Origin of the sequence: Gibbsiella dentisursi (assembly GCF_039539505.1) — a bacterium.
Taxonomy (GTDB): Bacteria; Pseudomonadota; Gammaproteobacteria; order Enterobacterales; family Enterobacteriaceae; genus Gibbsiella; species Gibbsiella quercinecans.
In genome coordinates, this window is sequence record NZ_BAABDG010000012.1 from 83,395 (window position 1) to 100,511 (window position 17,117).

Below are 17,117 nucleotides of genomic sequence, written 5' to 3' on the forward strand. Positions count from 1 at the left end.
GCGCTTCACTCACACACGGAAATATCCACGTTTTCTTTTTTTAAGGTATTGAGTATGTGATCCGCGGGCGGGCTGTCCGTAACGATACGATCAATAGCCTGCCAGGAGGCGTAATTGGAAGGAAATACCATATCGAATTTTGAGTGATCCACCACAATCATGCTCTTGTTTGATCGTTGAATCATGGTGTTATAAATCATACCGCAATCAATCAACGCTTCGCTTGGCCCGCCAGCCGTCACGCCGCTGGCCCCGAGGATGGCATAATCTGCCGAGAACTGGTGCAGGAAGTTCAGTGTTTGCGCGCCCACCATGGCCCCTTCGGAAGCGATGTAATCCCCCGGCGCCACGATAACCCTGATCGTAGGGTTCATCGACAGCACGGTGGCGACACCGAACGAGTGGGTGATCACCGTGATATCCCGCAGATCGGTCGCCATACGCCTGGCCACGTGCACCGTCGTCGCCCCCGAACCAATCATAAACATTTTGCCATCGCTCAGATGCCGTACCGCTTCCCGGGCAATGTGTTCACGCTCTTGGGTAAACAGACGGTGGCGTTCTGTCACGGTAGGTTCGGTGTTCATTGCCCGCACGGCGCCGCCATAGGTGCGGTTCAGCAAACCTTTTTGAGTGAGTTCATCCAGATCGCGCCGAATCGTTTCTGTAGAAACCTGATGAGCCCGCGCCAGATCGACAATACGTAAGCTGGGAGACTCACTGATTTCACTCAGTATGTTCTGCTGACGTACTGTTTTTCTTTTTGACATTAACTGCCACCTCTCCTGAAAGAACATCACCGGTGCCCCAGTATATCTGGCGGGGCGGAGCAACAAAACGCCAAGCGCTGATTGTTGCACCCGGCCACACAGATTAACGCCGCCGGCACCGGCTCATAACGGTTGCGAACTTATCGATAAAGAAGTCTGCATTACTGGTGCTAAAACACAGCGGAGGCCGGATCTTCAAACTGTTGCCATACGCACCTGCCGCACCAATCAAGATGCCTTCACCTTTCAGTTCATTGATCACCCGCTGCGTCAGCGCCGTATCCGGTTCCTTGCTGCCCAACTGCCGGAATTCAACCGCATTGAACAACCCCGCGCCACGCACATCGCTGATTGCCGGGTATTGGTCGGCAAGGCTGCGCAGCCCGGCGCGGAGATAGTGACCACAGTGCTCGGCGTTGGCAAGCAACTCTTCTTCCTGGATAACCTGCAACACCGCCAGGCCAACCGCCGCCGCCACCGGGTTACCGCCAAAGGTGTTGAAGTATTCGGTTTCCTGGCTAAACCTGTCGAGCAGATCTGGCCGTGTGATAACGGCAGCCATCGGGAAACCATTCCCCATTGGCTTGCCCAGCGTGACGATATCTGGCACCAATTCGTGGCGCTGGAAGCACCAGTAATGCGTCCCTGTGCGGCCAAAACCCGGCTGGACCTCATCGGCAATGAACAAGCCGCCGCCCGCGCGCACGCGTGCCACGGCCAGACCGAGAAAACCGGCCGGATCGGCGTACACGCCATCGCTTGAAAAAATGGTGTCCACCAGTAAGGCCGCACAGCCAAAGCCTTCCGCGGCCAGCGAATCCATCGCCGCTTGCACCGCTCCGGCAAAGACCTCCGCCACCTGCTGGCCTGGCTGCAAGGTGTTTGCATCAGGCGCCGGGACGGTGCGGACATAAGGCGGCAACTGTTGCCGCTTATGCCCTGATGGCGAAACCTCCATCACCGCCGTTGTATTGCCGTGATAGGCGCTCTCCGTGACGATAATCCCCTGCTTGCCGGTTGCCATTCTGGCAATGCGCAGGGCAATATCATTGCTTTCGCTGCCAGTACAGGTGAACACCACATTAGTGAGCGGCGCGGGAAAAGTGGCCAGCAAGGTTTCTGAATAACGCTCCAGCACCGGGAACAAATAGCGGGTGTTGGTATTGAGCAGGCCAGCCTGCCTGGACATGGCTTCAACCACCTTCGGATGGCAATGGCCAACGCTCGGCACGTTGTTATACATATCCAGATAGCTGTCGCCTGCGGCGTCATGCATCCAGACGCCGCGCGCACTGACCATTTCAATCGGCTGCTGATAGAACAACACCGAAGAAGCGCCCTGGGTGTTTTGACGGCGAACGATCTGATTGGCCAACCCGGCATCCAGCGCTACACCATCGCTTTTCTCAAAGCGGTTCAGGCCAAGAATTTGTTTTTTTTCTTTCATTGCGGATTCTCCTGCTCCACAGCCCGGGCTGTGTTCATTGCATGTTCACGCAGATATTGCCTGGCCAGCGCCACGGTCCCTGCGGGGTAATTGGCAGCCAGTTGCTGCGCCGTGGGTGTCTCCGCGTGGCTGGCTATCCAGGCGCTGAGCTGAAGGCGGCGCAACATCACTAACACGGGTAACATAGCCTCATCCTGCCGGCTAAGCGGGCGTACGCTGCGATAACCCTCCAGCCACGCGGCCTGGTAATTGCCCAGTAACGGATCGTCTTCAATAAAACTCACCGCGGTCGCGAAATCCCAGCCAAACCAACAAATACCGCAATCGTCAAAGTCGATAACGGTCATTTTCTCACCATCCACCAGCAGGTTAGCCAGGCGCATATCACAATGAACCAGCCCGAAGCGCTCTGGGGAACAACCATATTCGTCGAGCTGCGCGTTGAGCAATTTCTCGGTTTGTTCCAAAAGCGAGATGTCTTCCGGTGTAAACTGGCTCTGGCTACGCCAGTCGCCCCAGAGCGCCTGTTTGCCGATGATGGTGTCAAACGTCCAAATCTTGCGGGTAAATGCCGGCGGCCTTTGCCAACCGAGGCTGTGCAGATGCAGGCGAGCGGCGATTTGCCCAAGCCTGCGATACCAGGAAGACAGATCGCATGCGCTATCCGGCTCAGCACCGGCAATAAATTCAAACGCTACAACAAAAGTCACGGACGCCTCATCTTCCAGCCGCGCGACCCGCTCACCGTTAAGCTGTGGAATCGGTGCCGCAACGTTGATAACGCCGCTGGTTTTCAGTGAGAGCAGCCAATCCAGCTCCGAAATAATTTCCGCGTGGCGGCAATAATTCGGGCGATGTACGCGCAAAACCAAACGGCGTTTGGTTGCCACGTCGGTGACCAGAAAAGTGGCGTTCTCCGAAAAAGTGAGCAACGACAGTTCCGACCTTTCACTCACGCCCCAACGGGGCAGTGCAGCGCGTAATAACCCGCCGATTTTCTCTATGTACATATCGTGATAAAGCATCGCAAGCATCCAATAAATGACATGAGTACAACATTTTTATGTTGGCATCGTCATTTTTGCAAGATTAAAGATAAAAATATTTACCCTCCGATATAATCACACGATATTAGTGTTTATTTTCAATAAATTAAAATAAAAACATCAAAACCAACAGCCAAATGCCCCGTAACAGGGCACACTCCGCTTACAGAGGGAAATCCACCTAAAAAAACGCCAGAAAAAACAAAATAATAATTATATATATCAATCAAATAACCAATTAACATCTGCACCACAATCGCTCACCATAAAGAAGCATTTTATTTAGTGGAAAAATCAACAAAATAATGTTGATCATTCAACATTTACATGATTATTCTTTGTCGAAATAGAGGCCAGTTTCCAGACGGCATCGGCGAAAAACTGATGTATTGACGATTAATGGCATGGCATAAGCGGGGAGAAACACATGTACGAAGATATAGAAGGTAAAAGCGTACTGATCACCGGTGGCAGCAGCGGCATTGGGCTGGGGCTGGCGCTAAATTTTGCTCGCCATGGCGCCAATGTTGCGATCACCGCCCGAAATGCCGCCAAGCTGGAAGCCGCTATCACCAGGGCCAGCGCACAAGGGCTGACCATAAAAGGCTACGTCTGTGACGTCAGCATTGCTCAACAGGTGAAAGAGACCGTCGCGCTTTGCGCTGAACAACACGGCGGTTTGGCCGTGCTGTGCTGCAACGCGGGCGTCTTTCCTTCCGCTGCTCTGAGCGATATGACGGAAAGTGACTGGGATGATGTGCATGCGGTAAACAGCAAAGGCACATTCCTGTGCGTACAGGCAGCGATCCCGTGGCTAAAACAAGCCAGCCATGGCCGCATTATCCTTACCTCTTCCATCACTGGCCCTGTCACCGGCTACCCCGGCTGGGCGCACTATGCCTCGAGCAAGGCGTCGCAACTGGGTTTCATGCGCACTGCCGCACTGGAACTGGCCAAAGATAACATCACCGTCAATGCCATTCTTCCCGGCAACATTATCACCGAAGGGTTGGCGGGCATGGGGGACGACTACATTGCCACCATGGCGAAATCTGTCCCGCTGCAGCGCCTCGGCAGCGTTGACGACATTGCCGCCGCCGCGCTGTTTTTTGCCTCTCAGGCGGCCGGGTACATCACCGGGCAAACGCTGATTGTGGATGGCGGCCAGATCCTTCCCGAATCATCTTCCTGCATTTCCTGACGGAGCGGTAATAACATGAGTAATCAGATCATTACTAACCCTGCCGGAGATGCAACCGGCACGTCGACGATCCAGCGCCTGCGCCCAAACGCCGTGGGGTTAACCGGCGTACTGTTTATGACGGTAGCGACCGCCGCCCCGATTACCGCCATGCTGGGTAATGTGCCCATCGCGGTAGGTAGCGGTAACGGGCAGTATGCGCCAGCGGGTTTCCTGGTGGCGACCATCATCCTGGCACTGTTTGCCATCGGGTATGCCCAGATGGCGAAGTACATTACCGCCACCGGCGCATTTTATGGCTTCATCTCTCATGGGCTGGGGCGCATCATCGGTATGGCGGCCGGGGTTGCGGTCACACTGACCTATATGGTGTTTGAGGCCGCGCTGGTTGGGATTTTCGCCTTCTTCTGCGAAGACTTAATCCACGGGCTTTCCGGTATGCATATCCACTGGGTTGTCTTTGCGTTGGGCATGCTGATTGCCAACGGCGTGCTCAGTTATTTTGATATTTCACTTACGTCGAAAGTGCTGGGTTGTTGCCTGGTGCTGGAAATTATCATTCTTACCGTGGTCGCCGGCGCAGTGTTGGTGCATGGTGGTGGGCCGCAGGGCTTTGTCCCAGAGTCGATCAACCCGTTGCACGCCTTTACTCCTGCACTGGGCGTGCCGGGTGCTAACGCGGGCATTGGCCTGTTTTTCGCCTTTTGGTCCTGGGTGGGGTTTGAATCCTCGGCGATGTATGGCGAAGAGTCCAGAAACCCAAAGAAAATCATTCCGCTGGCGACATTGCTGGCCGTGATTGGCATTGGGCTTTTCTATGTATTCATCTCCTGGATGGCCATTGCCGGAACTGGGCCAGAAAAAGCCATCGCGCTGGCGCAAGATCCCAACAAGGCCGCGGAAATCTTCTACGGCCCGGCGCGCCAATATCTGGGCGAATGGGCGGTGGCGGTATTCAAAATTTTGGTGATCACCGGTTCCTTCGCTTGCGGGATGGCGTTCCACAACTGTGCCGCACGCTATATCTATGCCCTGGGCCGGGAAAACCTGTTCCCGTTATCGGGTAAAACCCTGGGCCTTACCCACCCCAAACACGGTTCACCCCACATAGCCTCAACGGTTCAGACTCTGATTGCCTGCACGATCATCGTTCTTTTCTTGCTGGCAGGAAAAGACCCTTATGCGGATATTTACACACTGCTGGCCATACTCGGCACCATGGGGATCATGATCGTCCAGGCATTGTGCGCCTTTGCCGTGATTTTCTATTTCCACGCGAATGCAGAAAACCGTAAACACAGCCACTGGTTTAAAACGTTCCTGGCACCGTTAATGGGTGGGATAGGCATGGTGTACGTCGTCTATCTGCTTTTTGCCAATATGGATTTCGCCGCAGGTTCAGCGGCAAATACCCTGTTCTATAAAGCCATACCGTGGATTGTGTTATCCAGTTTTGTCATTGGTGCGGCTATAGCAACCTGGTTCAAGCTTTTTGATAATAAAAAATTCCAGGTTATTGGCCGCATTGTATTAAATGAAGAAAAATAGAAGGCCAAGCTATGTTTGATAAAAAAAGTATTGTTCTTCTTGAGGCCCATCAACTTTCACGCCTGATCAGGAATAAAGAAATATCCTGCCGTGAAGTCATGGAAATCTATCTCGACCATATTGAATCTTTTAACCCTCGCGTTAATGCCATCGTCAGCATGCGGGATAAAAGCCAGCTACTTAAAGAGGCGCAAGCAAAGGATATTGCATTAGCGAAAGGGGATTATCAGGGTTGGCTGCATGGCATACCTTTTGCCGTTAAAGATCTGGCATTAACACAAGGTATTACCACCACCCGGGGTTCACAAATTTTCGCAAATGATGTTCCCGACAGGGACTCATTAATAGTGGAAAGAATCAAACAAGCCGGCGCCATCATCATCGGCAAAACCAACACGCCTGAATTTGGGCTTGGCTCCCAGACTTATAATTCGGTTTTCGGTGCCACGGGCAACGCATATAACCATCAGCTCACCGCCGGGGGCAGCAGCGGCGGCGCTGCCGCTGCCCTGGCGCTGTATCTGCTCCCGGTAGCGGATGGCAGCGACATGATGGGCTCTTTACGCAACCCTGCCGCCTTCAATAACGTGATAGGTTTTCGCCCCTCCCAGGGCCGTGTTCCCTTTACGGAAAGCAACGAACTGTTCATTAACCAGATGGCGTATGAAGGCCCGATGGGGCGCTGCGTCAAGGACGTCGCCCTGCTGTTGGCCACGCAGGCCGGCCGGGACGACCGCGCGCCGCTTTCGCTTACCGGCGCTGGCGATCAATTTACCGAATCGCTGGCCATGGACTGTACTCACCAGCGGATCGGCTGGCTTGGGGATCTACAGGGCCATTTACCCTTCGAAGACGGTATTCTTCCCCTGTGTGAGAAAGCGCTAAATACATTTTCAGCGCTCGGCTGTGAAGTTAACCAGGTCGCCATAGATATCGATTTTGAAACGGTGTGGAATGCGTGGCGTACCCTCCGGCATACTTCCGTCGCGCACAGCCTTGAGCCTCTTTATTCCGCCCCCGAAAAACGGAAATGGCTCAAGCCTGAAGCCATCTGGGAAATAGAAAATGGCTTAGGGTTAAGCGCAATGCAACTTATGCAAGCCTCGGCGGTAAGAACCCTGCTTTATAAGAAGCTTATTACGCTTTTTGAGGAAGTGGACTACCTGATATTGCCCAGCGCGCAGGTCTTCCCCTTCGATAAAAATCGTCATTGGCCTAAAGCAATATCAGGCCGGGCAATGGATACGTATCACCGCTGGATGGAGGTAACGATATTAGGCAGCCTTTCTGGCTGCCCGGTTGCCAATGTCCCGGCCGGGTTTAATGAATCAGGGTTACCAACAGGCATCCAGATAATAGGGAAGCCCCAGTGTGATATGGCTGTGCTTCGTCTGGCTCATGCTTATGAAAAAGCCACGCAATGGACCGCGAAAAACAAACCGGACGCGATCAAAGAAAGCGAACTAACTCACTATTTACTTTAGTTTATTCACCCGAGGGGGATGAAAATGAGCAGCCATAAGAAAATTATAGCGGGTACCATTGGTAATATACTCGAATGGTATGACTTCCTTATTTATGGTTTTTTCGCTGCCGTTATCGCCAAGCAGTTTTTTCCAGCCCATGACGAATACAGCTCACTGCTGATCTCATTGGCAACATTCGGCGTTGGCTTCTTCACCCGGCCAATCGGGGGGCTAGTCATTGGCGTCTATGCGGATAAATACGGCAGAAAGAAAGCCCTACAATTGATTATCTGGCTGATGTTTATTGCGGTGACGATTTTTGTGGTAACACCGTCTTACCACCAGATAGGTATCACCGCCCCCATATTGATCGTGATCGCGCGCCTTATCCAGGGGTTTGCCACCGGTGGCGAATATGCCAGCTCAACGTCATATCTGGTAGAAGGTTCGGACGATAACAAGAAAACTTTTTATGGTTCCTGGCAGCTATTTGGCCAATGCCTGGCGGTGGTGCTGGCTTCAATTATCTCTATGATTATCTTCAAAGTGTTTAACGACAGCCTGGAAAGCTGGGGCTGGCGAATTGCGTTCGCCGTCGGCCTGGTTATCTGCCCGGTCGGGCTATGGATAAGAAATAATCTCTCTGAATCTGACGAGTTTATTAATCAACAAGCCGAGAAAAAACAGCCTGGCAATAAAACGGGGCTGGATTTCAGAAAGATCATCCTTGGGTTTTGCCTGGTGGTGAGCGGTACGGTGGGCTTCTACGTTTTATTGATTAATATGCCGAGCTTTGCCAGCAAACAGTTGGGGATGCCGATAACCAGCGTGCTGACGATCCAAATCTGCATCGTCAGCCTGATGGCCGCTATCATCCCTCTGTTCGGCATCCTGGCAGATAAAATAGGGCGGAAGTTTGTCTTTCTCATCTCAACCATCGGCTATTTTGTTATGGTGTTGCCGCTGTTTACCTGGGTGATTCATTCGCCAACAATTAGCCATATGCTCGTTATGCAGTCAGTTCTGGGCCTATGCCTGGCGGCGCAGTTCGCAACAATGCCGACCATGCTGACATTACTGTTCCCGGTTGAGAACAGGGTGACCTCGTTGTCCATTAGCTATAACCTGGCCACCATGACCTTCGGCGGTTTCTCACCGTTTATTGTTGCCTGGTTGTCGCATGGTTGGGGCGCCCCTGCACCTGCGTATTATATGTTTGCCGTTTCGGCAATAAGCCTGGCTGCGGCAATCTGTTTCCCGCGCGACGCCAAAAAAGCGTTGCCGGCGGTGGCAAGGCAGCTGTCACGCTAACCGTTTCCGGCTCCGGTTGCTGGCCAGCAACGGCGGTATGAACAACCTTTATCCCTCCCAAAGAAGATCCTCACAAAGGATCTTCTGCTTTATCCGTCAACAAATGATCCCACGGCGCTACCGGCAGCAAAGCCGCCATCAGCGCATCCACCACTACCCTCACCTTTGGCGCCAGCTCGCGCGAGCACGGCCAAAGCGCGGTAATGGGGACATCGTTTGGCGGCGTGGCAACCGGGAGCACCTTTAATTCCCCACTATGTATTGCTTCTGCCGCCAGCCACGTCGCCAAACAGGCCACCCCCATGCCGCTGATTGCCGCATCCAGCAAGGCTTCGCCATTACTGATGATATGCCGATAGGGCAGATCGTAAGCTTTAACCTGCCCCGCCGGGCCCATCAGCCAGGGGAGCGCCCGCCCTTGCCTGGCGAATCCCAGGCAGCGATGACGGCCCAGCTCCTCCACCGAGCGCGGCAGGCCGTGCGTGAGCAAATATTCAGGCGCCGCGCAGATAACCGAATGCTGGAACCCCAGGCGGCGGGCATTCAGGCTGGCGGAGTTCCCCGGATCGCCAAGCCGCACGACCAAATCAACCCGCTCCTCGACCAGATCAATTCTGCGATCGGTAAAAGCGACATCCATTTCCAGATCCGGGTATTGCTTCGCCACCGCTTTCAACACCGGCATAATGCGCAGCCGGCCAAAAGACACCGGCAAGTTTATCCGCACCCGGCCTGTAACCCGGCAAGTTGTCGAAGCAAGCCTGGATTCCGCCGCGTTGAGCTCGTCCAGCACCCGCAGGCAGCTGTGATAATAATCATGCCCCTCTTGGGTCAGGTTCAGGCTGCGCGTTGTTCGGTTCAGGAGTTTGATCCCCAGACGCGCTTCCAGGCGCGCCACGCTTTTGCCCGGCGCGGATGTCGATACCCCCATCCGCGCCGCAGCGGCGGTAAAACTGCCGGCTTCTACGGTATGAACAAACGCGGAGATATCCTGCAACCGGGAGTGAAGGCCATTCTTCATCGCATTACAGACTCTATGGCGGAAATGATGCGCCATCATATCGCGATACAGGATAAAACATCGCCAGTAACATGATCGATACGGCTCACAATGGAGGTATCATCATGACTAACACCATGAAACAGTGGCAATTGCAGCAATTTGGCATAGGCCAACTGCAGCAGGTTGAAGTGCCCATCCCCACCCCCGCGAACCATCAGTTGCTGGTAAAAGTGGCGGCCGTCGCGCTGAACTATCGCGATAAATTGGTGATGGAAGGCGAACTGCTGCCTGAAAAGCCGCCTATGCCCTTTGTACCGACCTCGGACATGGCGGGCACCGTGGTGGCGGTGGGCAGTGACGTCACGCAATTTAAACAGGGTGATCGGGTATGCGGTAATTTCTGGGTTCAGTGGATTGATGGCGAACCGCCGGCGGAGATGCTGCGCCACGGCCTTTCTCTGGGGGGCCCCTTGCCCGGGATGCTGGCCGAATACGCCTTGCTGGAAGAGCACGCCGCCGTAGCGGTAGCCCCCACATTAACGAATGAAGAAGCCGCCACCCTACCGATCGCCGGCCTGACCGCCTGGTTCGCCCTGATCGAAACCGGGCGGCTCGCAGCAGGGCAAACGGTCGTCACCCAAGGCACTGGCGGCGTATCGCTGTTTGCCCTGCAGATCGCCCGTGCCTTCGGCGCCAGGGTGATTGTGACTTCCCGCAACACACAAAAGTTGGCGCGCATTAAAACGCTGGCGCATTGCGAGACCATCAATACCGTGGAACAGCCTGCATGGGCGCAAGCCGTTCTGGCATTGACCGGCGGCAGGGGCGCCGAGCATATTATTGAAACCATCGGCGGGGAAAACCTCACCCAGTCGGTCAGCGCGCTGGCCGGCGGCGGCCGTATCGCCCAGATTGGTTTCCTGAACGGCCCCGAGATAACGTTGTCTGCCGTGCCGCTGATGCTGCGGCGCGCCGTTATTCAGGGTATTTCCGTTGGCCACCGGCGTGCATTTGAAAAAATGATGGATGCCTTTGCGCACAAAGGCATTCGGCCTGTCATAGACCGCGTTTATGGCTTTCACGACGTTCCCGCCGCATTCCAGCATTTGGATCGCGGGCCTTTTGGCAAAGTGGTGATACGCATCGCCCCCTGATGGTTGGCGATCCCCCTCAGTTACAGCGCCGGCGGCTTGTGCACTCTTCAGCCTGGCCCCGGCAACCTGTATGTGCACAAAATTCGTGCAGCGGCATGCATTACCGTTGTGCGGCATAACCGCACTTTATACCGCTATCCCCGCCAGACGCACAAAGCAAACAAGACAAAAAACACCGTAATATTCTGTTTTTAAAACAAATTAAATGCACATTCCGCCGGTTAGCACTGTTGGCATGATTCATGCTCATATCATTTTGTTCAAGTAACTTTACTTAAATTCAAAACACTTTCAGAGAGCCGATCATGAAACTACGCCTTTTTGCCGTACCCCTGTGCTGGACTGCCCTGATAACCGCCGGCGTTTTTTCCGCCGCGGCCCACAGCGCCGATCTGCTGCAACGCATCAAAGACGCCAAAGTGATTACGGTCGCCACCGAGGCGCGCTACGCGCCATTCGAGTATGTCGAAAACGGCAAAATCATTGGCTATGACGTGGATTTGATGAACCACATTTTGGCAAAACGGCTGCCGGGCGTGGCCGTGAAGCAGCTGGATCTGCCTTTCCAGGGGATCCTCCCTGGCCTGGATGCGAAAAAATTTGATTTCGTCGTCACCGCCGTCACCGTGAATAAACAGCGCATCGCCCGCTTCGCCTTTACCACACCGATTGCCGAATCCACGGTGGCGCTGCTCAAACGCGCGGACGATGCGTCTATCGGTACAACCGCCGATCTGAGCGGTAAAGTCATTGGCTCGCAAACCGGCTCCGGGCAGTTGCAAATCCTGCAGGCATTCGATAAGTCGCTGAAAGCGGAAGGGAAACCGGGCATTAAAGAGATCAAACAGTACGTCGCCTTCGATGAAGCCTATGCCGATCTTGCCGCCAAACGTCTGGACGGCGTGGCCCAGTCACTCTCAAACCTTGGTCCGTTAATCAAATCCCGCCCGGGGGTATTCGCGACCCTGCCGACCATGCTCGGCCCAACCACCTATTTTGGCTGGGTGGGGCGCAAGGATGAAGACAGCGCCTCGCTGGTGAAGCTGTTCAGCGATGGCATCGCGGAAGCAAACCGCGACGGCACGATGCAGGCCCTGCAACAGAAATGGTTTGGCTTCACCATGGCTGTGCCGGCAGACGCCATGCCCGCGCCTAACCTGTGAGACGCCGTTAAATGCCGACCTTTATCACACAGTTCATCGCGTGGTTGCCCATGCTGGCTAATGGCGCCGTTACCACCGCCACGCTTTGCCTGGTGGCGATGGTGGCCGGGTTTTTCGTCGGCATTGGCGTGTGGCGCATGGCTGCCAGCCAGCACCGGCTCTGGCACACTATTGCCCAGGGATGGGTGAGCCTGTTTCGCGGCACGCCGGTGCTGGCGCAGTTACTGCTGTGTTTTTACCTGCCGGGCCAATTGGGGCTGGATATTTCCGGTTTTTTTGCCGCAGTGCTGGCCTTGACGCTCAACACTGCGGCATACCAGTCGCAGATACTAAAAAGCGGCTTCGCCGCCATCAGCGCCGGGCAGTTGGAAGCGGCGGCTATCTGCGGCCTGAGCCAGAATCAGATCCTCTGGCGTATACAGGTGCCGCAAGTGCTGCGCGTCACGCTACCTTCGCTGATTTCCGAACTGATCGATGTGATAAAGGCTTCGGCCGTGGTGTCCGTTATCGCGCTGACGGATCTGATGCGCGTCGCCCAGCAGTTGGCTTCATCCACCTATCAGCCGCTGCAGGTTTATCTGGCGGCGGCGCTGGTTTATCTGGTGTTGACCAGCCTGCTTTCATTGCTTGGGCGGCATATGGAACGCCGTTGGCAGAGGGAACAACGATGAGTGAACTCATACAATACCTGCCGGATTACCTGAGCGCGTTAGGCGTAACGCTGTGGCTTAGCCTGTGCGCAGCGCTGGGCGGCGCTATCCTGGGGTTTACGCTGAACGCTCTGTGCCGCGGCAACCCGGTGCTGTTTCAACTGTGGCGCGGCTATGTGTGGATCATTCGCGGCACGCCGTTCCTGGCGCAGTTGGCCGTGATTTACTTCGGGCTGCCGTCGATTGGGCTGATGCTTAGCGCAGCCCAGGCCACGGTGCTCGCCCTCACGCTATACAGCGGCGCCTATTTCGGGGAAATCTTTCGCGCCGCCTGGCTGAGCATCCCTCCCGGCCAGCGGGAAGCGGCGCTGGCCAACAATATCTCCCGCACCCGTTGCTTCTGGCATATCCAGGCGCCGCAGGCCCTGCGCTTCGCCCTGCCGCTGCTGGGCAACCAATGTATTTCGACCATCAAGGAAAGCGCCATCGCTTCCGTGATCACCGTCCCTGAACTGACCATGACCACCAGCCAGATCGTCGCAAACACCTACAGCTATGTACTGCCCTACACCCTACTCATCATCAGCTACTGGCTGTTGGCGCAGGCGGTCAGCCTGGGCGTGCAGGCGCTGAGCAAAACCCTGCGAACCGGAGGATACCGTGACCAAAACGTCCGTGCCCATCATTGAACTGCGCCACGTAGGCAAATCCTTTGCCGACCACGTGGTTTTGCAGGATATCAACCTGGCGGTGTATCCGGGGGAGATCGTCACCCTGATTGGCCCTTCCGGCTCTGGGAAGACCACCGCGCTGCGCTGCATGAACTTCCTGGAAACCTACGATCGCGGCGACGTTTTGATCAAAGGCCAGCTTCTGGGATACAGCGGCTCGCAGCGCGGCGCAGCCCATATCGACAGCCCGGGCGCCATCGCAGAAGTCCGGCGCCCACTGGCGATGGTCTTTCAGCAGTTTAACCTTTGGCCGCATATGACGGTGCTGGAGAACGTCGCCGCGCCGCTGGTACTGGGCAAGAAACTGCCGCGTCAGGTTGCGAAACAAACCGCGATGGCCGTTTTGCAACGGGTGGGAATGGCGCAGAAAGCCGACAGTTGGCCGGCCCACCTCTCCGGCGGCCAACAGCAGCGCGTGGGGATCGCCCGGGCCCTGGCGCTGGAACCGGAACTGCTGCTTCTGGATGAGCCCACGTCGGCGTTGGATCCTGAGCGGGTGGAAGAAGTGCTGGACGTGATCCGTGCGCTGGCGAACCAGGGCATGACCATGGTGATGGTTACGCATGAAATGGCCTTCGCCGCCCACATATCCTCCCGCCTGCTGTTTATGGCGGATGGCCGGATCGTGGAGAGCGGCACCCCGCGGCAAATATTCACCCAGCCCAAAAGCGAACGGCTGCGCAACTTCCTGGCGCCGCTATTCCGCCGCCCCCTGCAACCGGAAGAGTTGGAGAAACTATGATTTCTGATGAAGGCCTGCGGGTGGCCCGGCACCTTGACGCCACACACCTGAATCACTTGCTGCAGCAACTCTCTGGCTTTGGCGCCCTGCCCGGCGGCGGAGTGAATCGCCAGGCCCTGAGTGAAGAAGAGCTGGATGCCCGGGAATGGATTATCGGCCTGGCGCGCGAGATGGGCTGCGATATCTATACCGATGCGGCGGCCAATCTGTTTTTACGCCGCCCTGGGCGCACGGCGCTGCCCCCGGTTACCACCGGCAGCCACATTGATACCCAACCCTGCGGCGGCAACTTCGACGGCTGTTACGGCGTGATGGCGGGGTTGGCTTGCCTGCAGGCCATGAACGATGCCGGGCTAGTGACCGAACGCCCGGTGGAAGTCGCCATCTGGACAAACGAGGAAGGTAGCCGCTTTGCGCCCGGCGCCATGGGTTCCAGCGCCTTTGTTCAGCCGGAACTGCTGCCCGCTTACCAGGCCGCCGTCGGGGAAGACGGCACCCCGTTCAGCGACGCGCTGGCCAAGTGCCTGGCGCGCTTCAAAACGCTGCCGCAACGGCCGGATCGCGCCATGGCCTGCTTCCTGGAGCTGCATATTGAACAAGGGCCGATCCTGGAGCAACGGGGCCTGCCGCTGGCCGTCGTCAGCGGTATTCAAGGCGTGCGCTGGTATCAGGTAACCTGCCTGGGCCAGTCGGCGCACGCCGGCACGACACCAATGGGTTTGCGTCAGGATGCCATGAGCCTGGCCCGGGCGCAGGCCGCCCACATTGAAGAGGTGATGGGTGATACGGCGGATGAAGCACTGCGCATGACTTTTGGCCGCTGGCAAGTGGCGCCGAACGCTATTAACACCGTGGCGGCGCAGGTGAGTTTCACCCTTGATTTTCGCCACCCAGACCCAGCGGTGCTTGCGCACCTTGATGCCATAATGGCCAGCCTGGCCGGCGAGCGCATACACATAACGCCACTGCTGAATAAGGCGCCGCTCGCTTTTGACGCCCCGCTCAATACGCTATTGGATGATGTCTGCCACGCGCTGGACATTCCGCATACCCGCTTACTGTCCGGCGCCTTTCACGATGCGATGCATCTGGCGGGCCATTGCCCCACCAGCATGCTGTTTGTGCCCAGCCATAAGGGCATCAGCCACAACCCGGATGAATATACCGATCCCCGCTCGCTTAGCGTCGGAGCCAGCGCGCTGGCCTGTGCACTCACCGAGCTTGCCCGTTCCACCAAAGGAGTTTATGCATGACCACCACCACGCAATATCCAGCCTGCTGCGACAAAGACAACGGCAATGCGCTGGGGCTGAACGCCACCGCCACTACCCCGATCTCCGCTGACGGCACGCCGGTACCCGGCGAGCTGTATACCATCCCACCGCGCTGCGGCCGGGCGGTGCGCCTGAAAAAAGGCCAGGTGATCCAAATCATTAATACCCCCGGTAGCCAGGTATGCGACACCTGGCTGTTCAACAGCGATGATCTGAGCGAATTCGCCTCGATGGAGCATACCCGTGCCTTTATCGATAAAATCATCCCCAAACCGGGGGATGCGCTGGTCACCAACCAACGCCGCCCCATCGGCACCCTGTTGAGCGATACCTCGCCGGGAGTGCACGACACCCTGATCGCCGCCTGTGATCTGTTCCGCTACACCAATATGGGCATTACGGAATACCATGACAGCTGCGCCGACAACATGCGCATGGCGCTTAACGCCATTGGCTTACGCGCCCGCGAAGTCCCCCAGCCGCTAAACCTGTGGATGAATACGCCGGTGAACCCTGACTACACGATTTCCTGGTTGCCCACCGTCAGTAAACCGGGCGACTATGTTGAAATCCGCGCCGAGCTGGATTGCGTGGTGGTGATGTCTGCCTGCCCACAAGACATCGTGCCAATCAATGGCTGTTCACCCAAAGAAATTCAATTTAAAGTAATGGCTTAACGGGGCGTTCCAAGCCCGCCTGCCGGCGGGCATTTCATTGACTCATTGGCTGAAAGCACGACATGAAAAAAAACAACGAGCCTAAACCCTCCGCCTCTTTTACCAGTTTGGGAATGCGCTTGCGCCACGCGCGTCTTGCACAGGAAATGACGCTCAAGCAATTGGCGCAAAAGGTGAAGTGTTCGGAAAGCCTGCTCTCGAAGCTGGAAAACGAAGCAGCCAGCCCATCATTGGCAATGCTGCACCGGCTGGCCAGCGCGCTGGAAACCAGCATCGCCGATCTGATGGCGGAAGACTGGGTGGCCGAGGCACCGGTGATGAAACCACAACAGCGCCGGCGCAAACATTTCCTGCAGCGCAATAAAAAAGGCGGTATCGAGTTAGAGAACCTGACCTACCACCATAAAGGCGGGCTGCTGCAAGGCAACATCCATATCATCGAACCCGGGGTGGCGAGCGATGGCCAGATAGAGCACCACGGGGAGGAAATGGGCTATGTATTGGAAGGTGAGCTCGAACTGCATCTGGGTGAGGACATCTGGCACCTGGAACCCGGTGACTCATTTTACTTCCCCAGCCATGTGCCGCACGGTTACCGTAATCCAGGGACCGTTGTCGCCCGGGTGCTGTGGGTGAACACGCCGGTAACCTTTTAATCCACCGGCAGAAGCAAGGTACTCCCTCAACTGGAGCCGCAAGCGTGCCTGCGCCAGCCTTGTATAAGGCACATGGCTTAGCCGGAAACCGGCCGTGGCTAACGGTATTGCGGGCATCACTCCCCGCCATCATAGGTAAATAAGATTTATGAAATACTGCCGGTGTTTATCTGGCAACGACAATCCATAAGCCATCCTTTGCGCCGAAAGTATTTTATTCTAATTATCGCCTAATGTACTGAAAGATAGGAAAAGCTGTGGCTAAATGTATTTTTTCT

At 55.9% G+C, this 17,117-nt stretch carries 17 protein-coding genes; 12 read left to right on the forward strand and 5 right to left on the reverse strand.

Features of this window, described 5'->3' with window-relative positions; translation table 11 throughout:
- Nucleotides 1-5 precede the first annotated feature (5 nt).
- From ABFX35_RS23425 to ABFX35_RS23440, 4 genes are all read right to left on the reverse strand, one after another.
- On the reverse strand, nt 6-770 hold the full coding sequence (locus ABFX35_RS23425) for a DeoR/GlpR family DNA-binding transcription regulator (protein WP_279022964.1): 765 nt from the start codon (nt 768-770) through the stop codon (nt 6-8).
- A gap of 103 nt (nt 771-873) precedes the next feature.
- Nucleotides 874-2,217, reverse strand: a complete 1,344-nt coding sequence (locus ABFX35_RS23430; protein WP_346083147.1) for an aspartate aminotransferase family protein — start codon at nt 2,215-2,217, stop codon at nt 874-876.
- Nucleotides 2,214-3,242 carry a phosphotransferase enzyme family protein gene (locus ABFX35_RS23435; protein ID WP_346083149.1) on the reverse strand — a complete coding sequence of 343 codons (1,029 nt, stop codon included), beginning with the start codon at nt 3,240-3,242 and terminating at the stop codon, nt 2,214-2,216. The genes ABFX35_RS23430 and ABFX35_RS23435 overlap by 4 nt, the downstream gene beginning before the upstream one ends.
- Nucleotides 3,243-3,361: 119 nt before the next feature.
- Nucleotides 3,362-3,517: a hypothetical protein gene (locus tag ABFX35_RS23440; RefSeq protein WP_346083150.1), complete on the reverse strand. Its 156-nt coding sequence runs from the start codon at nt 3,515-3,517 to the stop codon at nt 3,362-3,364.
- A 173-nt stretch (nt 3,518-3,690) separates the two neighbouring features.
- On the opposite strand from ABFX35_RS23440, the gene fabG reads away from it, so the two are divergent.
- Genes fabG through ABFX35_RS23460 form a run of 4 tightly spaced genes read left to right on the forward strand, consistent with a single transcriptional unit; the run spans nt 3,691 to nt 8,789 of the window.
- Nucleotides 3,691-4,464, forward strand: a complete 774-nt coding sequence (gene fabG / locus ABFX35_RS23445; protein ID WP_346083151.1) for a 3-oxoacyl-ACP reductase FabG — start codon at nt 3,691-3,693, stop codon at nt 4,462-4,464.
- 15 nt (nt 4,465-4,479) lie between these two features.
- Nucleotides 4,480-6,012, forward strand: a complete 1,533-nt coding sequence (locus tag ABFX35_RS23450; RefSeq protein WP_346083153.1) for an APC family permease — start codon at nt 4,480-4,482, stop codon at nt 6,010-6,012.
- 11 nt (nt 6,013-6,023) lie between these two features.
- A complete protein-coding gene (locus ABFX35_RS23455) occupies nt 6,024-7,496 on the forward strand; it encodes an amidase (protein WP_346083154.1) in 1,473 nt (490 codons plus the stop codon).
- A 24-nt stretch (nt 7,497-7,520) separates the two neighbouring features.
- Nucleotides 7,521-8,789, forward strand: coding sequence for an MFS transporter (locus ABFX35_RS23460; RefSeq protein ID WP_183096501.1), 1,269 nt, complete (start codon nt 7,521-7,523; stop codon nt 8,787-8,789).
- 70 nt (nt 8,790-8,859) lie between these two features.
- Here the strand turns inward: ABFX35_RS23460 and ABFX35_RS23465 are convergent, their stop codons facing one another.
- Nucleotides 8,860-9,810, reverse strand: a complete 951-nt coding sequence (locus tag ABFX35_RS23465; RefSeq protein WP_346083156.1) for a LysR family transcriptional regulator — start codon at nt 9,808-9,810, stop codon at nt 8,860-8,862.
- 104 nt (nt 9,811-9,914) lie between these two features.
- Between ABFX35_RS23465 and ABFX35_RS23470 the strand changes: the two genes are divergently transcribed.
- The 8 genes from ABFX35_RS23470 to ABFX35_RS23505 all read left to right on the forward strand — a co-directional run bounded on the left by ABFX35_RS23470 (nt 9,915) and on the right by ABFX35_RS23505 (nt 16,839).
- Nucleotides 9,915-10,946, forward strand: a complete 1,032-nt coding sequence (locus tag ABFX35_RS23470) for a zinc-dependent alcohol dehydrogenase family protein (protein WP_346083157.1) — start codon at nt 9,915-9,917, stop codon at nt 10,944-10,946.
- A gap of 305 nt (nt 10,947-11,251) precedes the next feature.
- Complete coding sequence (locus ABFX35_RS23475) at nt 11,252-12,109, forward strand: transporter substrate-binding domain-containing protein (protein ID WP_279022980.1); 858 nt, start codon at nt 11,252-11,254, stop codon at nt 12,107-12,109.
- Between the two features lie 11 nt (nt 12,110-12,120).
- Nucleotides 12,121-12,780: an amino acid ABC transporter permease gene (locus ABFX35_RS23480; protein WP_346083159.1), complete on the forward strand. Its 660-nt coding sequence runs from the start codon at nt 12,121-12,123 to the stop codon at nt 12,778-12,780.
- Nucleotides 12,777-13,448 (forward strand): amino acid ABC transporter permease, encoded by a 672-nt coding sequence (locus ABFX35_RS23485; protein ID WP_346083160.1) that lies wholly within the window; start codon nt 12,777-12,779, stop codon nt 13,446-13,448. The genes ABFX35_RS23480 and ABFX35_RS23485 overlap by 4 nt, the downstream gene beginning before the upstream one ends.
- Nucleotides 13,420-14,232, forward strand: coding sequence for an amino acid ABC transporter ATP-binding protein (locus ABFX35_RS23490; protein ID WP_346083162.1), 813 nt, complete (start codon nt 13,420-13,422; stop codon nt 14,230-14,232). The genes ABFX35_RS23485 and ABFX35_RS23490 overlap by 29 nt, the downstream gene beginning before the upstream one ends.
- Entirely contained in the window at nt 14,229-15,485 is a 1,257-nt protein-coding gene (locus ABFX35_RS23495) for a M20 family metallo-hydrolase (protein WP_346083163.1), read from the forward strand. Before ABFX35_RS23490 ends, ABFX35_RS23495 begins: the two co-directional genes overlap by 4 nt.
- Complete coding sequence (locus ABFX35_RS23500) at nt 15,482-16,183, forward strand: DUF1989 domain-containing protein (protein WP_346083164.1); 702 nt, start codon at nt 15,482-15,484, stop codon at nt 16,181-16,183. The genes ABFX35_RS23495 and ABFX35_RS23500 overlap by 4 nt, the downstream gene beginning before the upstream one ends.
- Before the next feature lie 62 nt (nt 16,184-16,245).
- Complete coding sequence (locus tag ABFX35_RS23505; RefSeq protein WP_095846559.1) at nt 16,246-16,839, forward strand: cupin domain-containing protein; 594 nt, start codon at nt 16,246-16,248, stop codon at nt 16,837-16,839.
- The last annotated feature ends 278 nt before the right edge of the window (nt 16,840-17,117 follow it).